This is a genomic window from Phormidium sp. FACHB-1136, assembly GCF_014697375.1.
In the GTDB taxonomy this organism is placed as follows: domain Bacteria; phylum Cyanobacteriota; class Cyanobacteriia; order Phormidesmidales; family Phormidesmidaceae; genus Nodosilinea.
On record NZ_JACJRS010000043.1, the window covers coordinates 41,749 to 47,939 of the forward strand.

General features: G+C 51.5%; 7 protein-coding genes. 5 read left to right on the top strand and 2 right to left on the bottom strand.

Annotated features, from left to right (window positions below):
- Window positions 1–16 precede the first annotated feature (16 nt).
- Complete coding sequence (locus H6G62_RS14170) at window positions 17–802, bottom strand: hypothetical protein (RefSeq protein ID WP_190496211.1); 786 nt, start codon at window positions 800–802, stop codon at window positions 17–19.
- A gap of 338 nt (window positions 803–1,140) precedes the next feature.
- Between H6G62_RS14170 and H6G62_RS14175 the strand changes: the two genes are divergently transcribed.
- Window positions 1,141–1,896 (top strand): MinD/ParA family protein, encoded by a 756-nt coding sequence (locus H6G62_RS14175; RefSeq protein WP_190496213.1) that lies wholly within the window; start codon window positions 1,141–1,143, stop codon window positions 1,894–1,896.
- A 75-nt stretch (window positions 1,897–1,971) separates the two neighbouring features.
- Here the strand turns inward: H6G62_RS14175 and H6G62_RS14180 are convergent, their stop codons facing one another.
- Window positions 1,972–3,177: a phosphoglycerate kinase gene (locus H6G62_RS14180; RefSeq protein WP_190496215.1), complete on the bottom strand. Its 1,206-nt coding sequence runs from the start codon at window positions 3,175–3,177 to the stop codon at window positions 1,972–1,974.
- A 224-nt stretch (window positions 3,178–3,401) separates the two neighbouring features.
- Between H6G62_RS14180 and H6G62_RS14185 the strand changes: the two genes are divergently transcribed.
- From H6G62_RS14185 to H6G62_RS14200, 4 genes are all read left to right on the top strand, one after another.
- Window positions 3,402–3,806: a universal stress protein gene (locus H6G62_RS14185; protein WP_190496218.1), complete on the top strand. Its 405-nt coding sequence runs from the start codon at window positions 3,402–3,404 to the stop codon at window positions 3,804–3,806.
- 106 nt (window positions 3,807–3,912) lie between these two features.
- Window positions 3,913–4,281 carry an SH3 domain-containing protein gene (locus H6G62_RS14190; RefSeq protein WP_199324981.1) on the top strand — a complete coding sequence of 123 codons (369 nt, stop codon included), beginning with the start codon at window positions 3,913–3,915 and terminating at the stop codon, window positions 4,279–4,281.
- Between the two features lie 84 nt (window positions 4,282–4,365).
- Window positions 4,366–5,907: a UvrD-helicase domain-containing protein gene (locus tag H6G62_RS14195; protein ID WP_190496220.1), complete on the top strand. Its 1,542-nt coding sequence runs from the start codon at window positions 4,366–4,368 to the stop codon at window positions 5,905–5,907.
- Window positions 5,908–5,942: 35 nt separating this feature from the next.
- Window positions 5,943–6,191, top strand: a 249-nt coding sequence (locus tag H6G62_RS14200) for a helix-turn-helix domain-containing protein (protein ID WP_190496222.1), incomplete at its 3' end; no start/stop codon positions are given.

A 6,191-nucleotide genomic window follows, 5' to 3' on the forward strand; every position in this document is an offset into this window, starting at 1 on the left:
GCGGGACGGCGCTCAGTTACTTAGGCCACCACTGGCGGTAGGGAACGGGAGACTGGGCCACTAACCGTTCGACCTGGAACCGAAAGGGCAGCAGTAGCACCAAAGGCCGTGCCCCCCGCCCAATCACCGGGGTAATGGTGAGGGCCAGATCGAGTGCATAGACCCGAACTGGAGGAGGCACACTGAGTAAACGGTTGGGGTCAACTAGGGGCATGGCCACTTGGAGCAGTTGGGTGTCGGGATTGAGGCTAAAGCAGTCTTCGCTGGTGGCCACGGCGCTCAGCAGTTGATTGGGGTTCACCACGCTGACCACCTGGGGCAGGCCCAAATCCATCCGGGTGCCGGGGGTGTGGCGAATCACGCGGCGGGCCTGGTTGTTCATTTGGGTAAAGGAACTGCGATCCCAATCCACCGCGACCTGAAAGGCTTGGGTTTGGTTCAACACCTGCACCGTTAGCCCTAGCAACGGTTTGAGGGGCTGCGGCCCCTGGGGAAGCACCTGTACGGCAATCAGGCCATCGGCCTCTGAAGGCAATCGGGCCTCTGGGCGTCGGGCGGGCGGGGTGAGGGTCATCCCCATCTGGGGTTTAAGGGGGGGCGGCAACGCTGTCTCCACTTGGCCCAAATCTGCCGAAAGCCCCTGGCGCGTAAGCTGATCCGCCAAGGCACGGCCTAGGGAATCGGGATCGGGGATAAAGGCCACCCGATCCTCTAGGTCAGCCTCGACGGCCAGTACCATTTGGTAAACCAGGTAGCCAATACAGATGAAGTAAATGGTGAGTAATACAATATCGAGTCCCATCACACCCCGGATCGGCAACGCCCTTGACACCTCCCAGGCCAGTCATCGGTGGCGATCCCAACCCTTGGCTCCTAGGTTTCCCCGCTGACCTAGGCTAGGGTTCCAGCGGTCGCAACAATCAGCGTTATTCTGAAGAAGGTCAGTTCAGCCTAGATTAGTTTGAGAGGAACGTCCTGAGGGAACCTACTGTACACTGAAAAGCCGGGAAATACAGAGGTTCCTAGGATATTGAGGCCCGTAGAAGGCGTTTGAAAAGCGTTTGCTACAGCCCCTAGGGCTTTTCAAATATCCTCTCAAGGTTAGGTCGTCGTTAACAAGGCAAGGGGAACGCTATTTCTATGGCGCAAATTATTTCGGTTCACTCCTATCGAGGCGGCACGGGTAAATCGAATACGGTATCCAACTTGGCCGTGATTCTAGCCCAAAAGGGCTATCGAGTTGCGGTGGTGGATACGGATATTCAGTCCCCTGGGGTGCATGTCCTGTTTGGGTTTAGCCAAGACAGCATTCAGTCCTCCTTGAACGATTATCTCTGGGGCAAGATCGATGTCAAAGACGCCGTTTACGATATTTCCCATCTGCTGACCAGCGGCCAAGGAGGGGGGCTGTTTCTGCTGCCCTCCAGCATTAAAACTAGCGACATCGCCCGCGTCCTACGAGAGGGCTACGATGTCAACCGACTCAACGACGGCTATCGTAAGGTGATTCGAGACTTTAAGCTCGATTATTTGATCATTGATACCCACCCTGGGCTCAACGAAGAGACCTTGCTGTCCATCACCATTTCTAACGTGCTGCTGTTGTTGCTGCGGCCCGACCAGCAAGACTACCAGGGCACCGCCGTCACCGTGGATGTGGCCCGCAAACTCCAGGTGGAAAAGCTGCTGATTGCGGTGAATAAAGCCCCCGACGTGTTCGACTTTGATGAACTCAAGGCCAAGGTGGAGGCCACCTATCAGGCCACGGTAGCGGGCATCATTCCCCACTCCGATGACTTGATGATCCTGGCCAGCGGCGGCATCTTTGCCCTCAACTACCCCGACCACCCCGTTACCCACGTCTTGGAATCGGTTGCTGAAGCACTGATTCAGTAGCCCATTCCGAAAAAGAGGGCTTTGGGCATTCAGAAGCCCAGTTTTCCATGGAAACCGGGCTTCTGGGGTTGATCCCTAGGCTTCGTCTAGGGCCGCAATGCCGGGGAGTTCCTTGCCTTCCAGCAGTTCCAGGCTGGCACCGCCTCCGGTGGAAATGTGGCTCATTTGCTCGGCCACGCCCACTTTTTCCACCGCCGCCACAGAGTCGCCGCCGCCGATGATGGTGGTGACGCCTTGGGGGGTGAGTTCAGCGAGGGTATGGGCGATGGCTTCGGTGCCCGCCGCAAACTTATCGAACTCGAACACGCCCATGGGGCCATTCCAGATCACAGACTTGCACTGCTTCAGGGCGTCTTGGAACACCTTCACCGAGTCGGGGCCGATGTCCAGACCCATCCAGCCGTCGGGGATGGCATCCACGCTGACGGTTTGAGAGTCGGCATCGGCAGCGAACTTGTTAGCCACCACGACATCGGTGGGCAGCAGTAGGTCAACGCCCTTTTCCTTAGCCTTAGCTTCTAGGGCTTTGGCCAGTTCCAGCTTGTCTTCTTCCACCAGGGAGCCGCCGACACTGAGGCCACGGGCTTTGTAGAAGGTGAAGATCATGCCGCCGCCGATCAGTAGCTTGTCTACCTTATCCAGCAGGGTTTCGATCACGCCGATTTTGCTGGACACCTTAGAACCGCCGATAATCGCCGCCAGGGGCCGCTGGGGGTTTTCGATAGCCGCTTGCAGGTATTGCAGTTCCTTCTCGATCAAATACCCGGCCACGGAGGGACTGAGGTACTGGGTCACACCTTCGGTGGAGGCGTGGGCACGGTGGGCGGTACCAAAGGCATCGTTCACGTAGAGGTCGGCGTTGGCGGCGAGAGCCTTAGCGAAGTCAGGATCGTTGGCCTCTTCCCCGGCGTAGAAGCGCACGTTTTCTAGCAGGGCCACTTGGCCGTTGCTCATGCCATTCACGGCGGCGGCTACGTCGTCACCAATGCAGTCGTCGCACTTGATCACATCTTGGCCCAGCAGTTCACCTAGGCGCTTTGCCACGGGGGTGAGGCGCATGCTGTCTACCACCTGGGCCTTGGGACGACCAAAGTGGCTGGTCAAAATCACCTTGGCCCCTTTGCCCGTCAGGTCTTGGATGGTGGGCAGCGCAGCCCGAATGCGGGTGTCGTCGGTGATGTTGCCTTGGTCATCCAGAGGGACGTTGAAATCCGCTCGTACCAACACCCGCTTCCCTTCGAGATCGGCAGCGGTTAGACTGGCCACAGATTTTTTGACCATAAGAAGAAACCTCCCAAAAACGGCGTAAGAGCTTTGTTAGCGTTGTTTATTACGTTATGCGGCGGGATGGCAAAAGCGGGCTAAACCTTGTCTAAGGTAGAACTTAGCAGGCTAGGACTGCCTAACCAACCTCCGGTGTCTGTCGTAATATTTACCTAATCGACGCCATTATTCTACCGGAGTCCGAGTTCCCTTTTGATGTTGATCTGACCTAGGGATTGGCCATGTTTAAGATCGTTCTCTTCCCCATCGACATGAGTGCCGAGGCGCAGCAGGCAAGCCCCAAGGTGGCCGAACTGGTGAAGTTCCACCAAAGCCGCCTAGTGCTGCTCTCGGTGGTAGAACCCGTGGCCCCCGATGCCACTGGCGATCAGCAAACCTCCCCGGAGGCCGTCGCGGCGCTGCTGGGTCAGGCCAAGGATGTGTTTGCCCAGCAGGGCATCGACTCTGAAGTGATTGAACGGGAGGGCCAACCCGCCTTTGTGATCTGCGACGTGGCCGACGAACTCAATGCCGACCTGATTGTGATGGGCTGTCGCGGCGTGGGCCTGATCGAAGACATCCAGGCCGAAAGCGTCACCACCCGCGTTATCAACCTCTCCCCCTGCCCCGTGCTGATTGTGCCCTAGGGATTTCCTAGCGGGTGCCATCCAATCAGCTCAAACGCTCGTTTTCTCATCTGTTAATTTTTTGGGGCGGTGGGTATCCTAAGACTGCAAGCAACCATTGCGGCCCATGAAAATCCTTCTCCTATCAACGGCCATCGCCCTAGCTGTGGCTCAACCTGCCTACAGTCAATCTGTGATGACCTGCCAGGTGATTGACGATTACATCCCTGTCGGTCGAACCTTTCCGATAGACAATGACCCCGCCTACCTTGATGGATCTACCCCTGGAAGTCGGGTTAACGTTAGAACTGGGCCAGGAACCGAGTACGAGGCTATTGCCTACGGTCTGGTGGGCGATGCTGTCCAGGTCATCGGCCAAGCCTTCAGCACCACCTGCGATACCTGGGTGAGGGTAAGATTCCCAATCTCAGGCCAGATCGGTTGGATACGCAGTGACTTTATTCGACTTCACTACCAGAGAGGTTGGTGGACTTAGCCTGCCTTTGTTCCGTGACCACGATTATTTTTGACAAGGTCGTCAAAATCATTCTCGCAATTACTGATTAAGGTGCAAACCAGAATGCCATACGAAATAGCTGTAAAGAGTTCCTTCTGGCATGATTTATTCGGCCTTCAACAGGGGATTTTAAAGACTGCATCTAAAAAAATAAAAGTCTTAGAAAGAGATCCAATTTCAGCAAATGGAGATGCAAAAAAACTAGAAGGATTCTCCAATATTTATCGTGTCAAAGTCGGAGATAACTATCGTATAGTTTACGGTGTAAGCAAGAGAATTGTTCAGCTTTATGGAATAGGTCATCGCAATAAAATATATAACAACCTAAGTATACCTGAGAAATTTATTCCGCTAGAAGATCGCGATATTGAGGATGCGGAAGGAATCTTGGCATCTAACGAACAAGTAGTCAGCAAACCAATGCCCAGTCAAGATTCTACTCCACAAGACACTATAGAAATCTCTGAAAACATACTGAAACAAATCAACATTTCAGAAGAACACTGGGCAGTTTTGACTGCTATTAAAGATGAAGATGAATTAATGGACGCGCCAGTTCCAGTTCCTGTCCTGCAAAGACTTATAGAAAGGTTATATCCTAGGTCAATCGATCAAGTTCTCGAACAACCTAGCTACATATTGCATGACATAGATGATCTTAGTCAATACTGCGATAAAGATGTGATTGATCTTTTACTGTGGCTCGACCCAGAACAGGAAAGGCTTTTAGATGTTGACATAGATGAGCCTATTTTAGTTCGTGGTGGCCCCGGCACTGGAAAATCAATCATGGCTATTTATCATATCAAGAGACTGGTTGATCAAGGAAAGTGTCCAATTTTACTTGCAACACATAGTAGTTCATTTAGTGCCTATGCGAAACAGCTTACCGAACGTTTACTAGGGCAGTCTGTCGAAAAGCTTGGGATAGAAATAAAGACTATAGAATCTCTCGTTTGTGAGTATTTTTATCAGTATCGGGAAAACCCAGATTGTCCGAGTAATGAAATGGAGATGAATCTCTTAAAAGAAGCCATATCCATTTGCAAGTCTCAGATTCTCAGGAATGTTGGAGCCTTAAAGTGGAATATCAGTCACGATAAAGTCAAAAGACTAGGATACGATTATATTCTTGAAGAAATACAGGAAGTCATAGAGTCATGTTGTTTAGAGAGGGCGGATTATCTGACTCTAGATCGACGAGGACGCAGAATATCTATTGGTCTGAGAGAGCGTAATTTCCTTTGGGATTTGACTCAGGTATGGCATTCTCTTTTAAGAGAGAAGTCCTATTTTACCAAGGGATTAATCAATGCAAAAGCACTGGAATTAGCGCAAGGAAATGATCACAAGAAATATCAGTATCTTGTTATAGACGAAGCACAGGATCTCTCACCTGTAAGATTTAAATTCTTATTGGAATTAATCGAATCAAAAAAGAATGTATATGTAACTGCCGATGAAGCACAGGCAATTTATACAAAAGGATTCAGCTGGCGAGAGATATATAATACTTTGAACACGAAAAAGATACTTAACTTAAATTGCAACTTCCGTAATACTGAGCAAATATCTTCTGCTTGTTCTAAGCTGTTAGTCATCTAAACTGCGTATAATACATTAAAATTCTGGAATAAGCCATGGGAGTCAGAAACTATCTAACGTCAGAGGAAAAGCAAGAGCTTCAGAAGCAGTTGAAGTTCCATGAACACCCTGACATTCGAGAGCGCATTCTAATACTACTACTGCGCAATGACGGCAGGACTCAACAAGAGATCGCGGACTTAATCGGATGCTCCTTGCGGAAGGTGGCCTACTGGAGCACCCATGGAGATCCGAGCAAGTTAGATAGTTTGATCGATGACCGAATGAAAGGCAACTATCATAAG

What these genes read in the sequence shown, in the direction of transcription:
- H6G62_RS14170 (WP_190496211.1), bottom strand. Translation starts at nt 802, where the DNA reads ATGGGACTCGATATTGTATTACTCACCATTTACTTCATCTGTATTGGC.
- H6G62_RS14175 (WP_190496213.1), top strand. Translation starts at nt 1,141, where the DNA reads ATGGCGCAAATTATTTCGGTTCACTCCTATCGAGGCGGCACGGGTAAA.
- H6G62_RS14180 (WP_190496215.1), bottom strand. Translation starts at nt 3,177, where the DNA reads ATGGTCAAAAAATCTGTGGCCAGTCTAACCGCTGCCGATCTCGAAGGG.
- H6G62_RS14185 (WP_190496218.1), top strand. Translation starts at nt 3,402, where the DNA reads ATGTTTAAGATCGTTCTCTTCCCCATCGACATGAGTGCCGAGGCGCAG.
- H6G62_RS14190 (WP_199324981.1), top strand. Translation starts at nt 3,913, where the DNA reads ATGAAAATCCTTCTCCTATCAACGGCCATCGCCCTAGCTGTGGCTCAA.
- H6G62_RS14195 (WP_190496220.1), top strand. Translation starts at nt 4,366, where the DNA reads ATGCCATACGAAATAGCTGTAAAGAGTTCCTTCTGGCATGATTTATTC.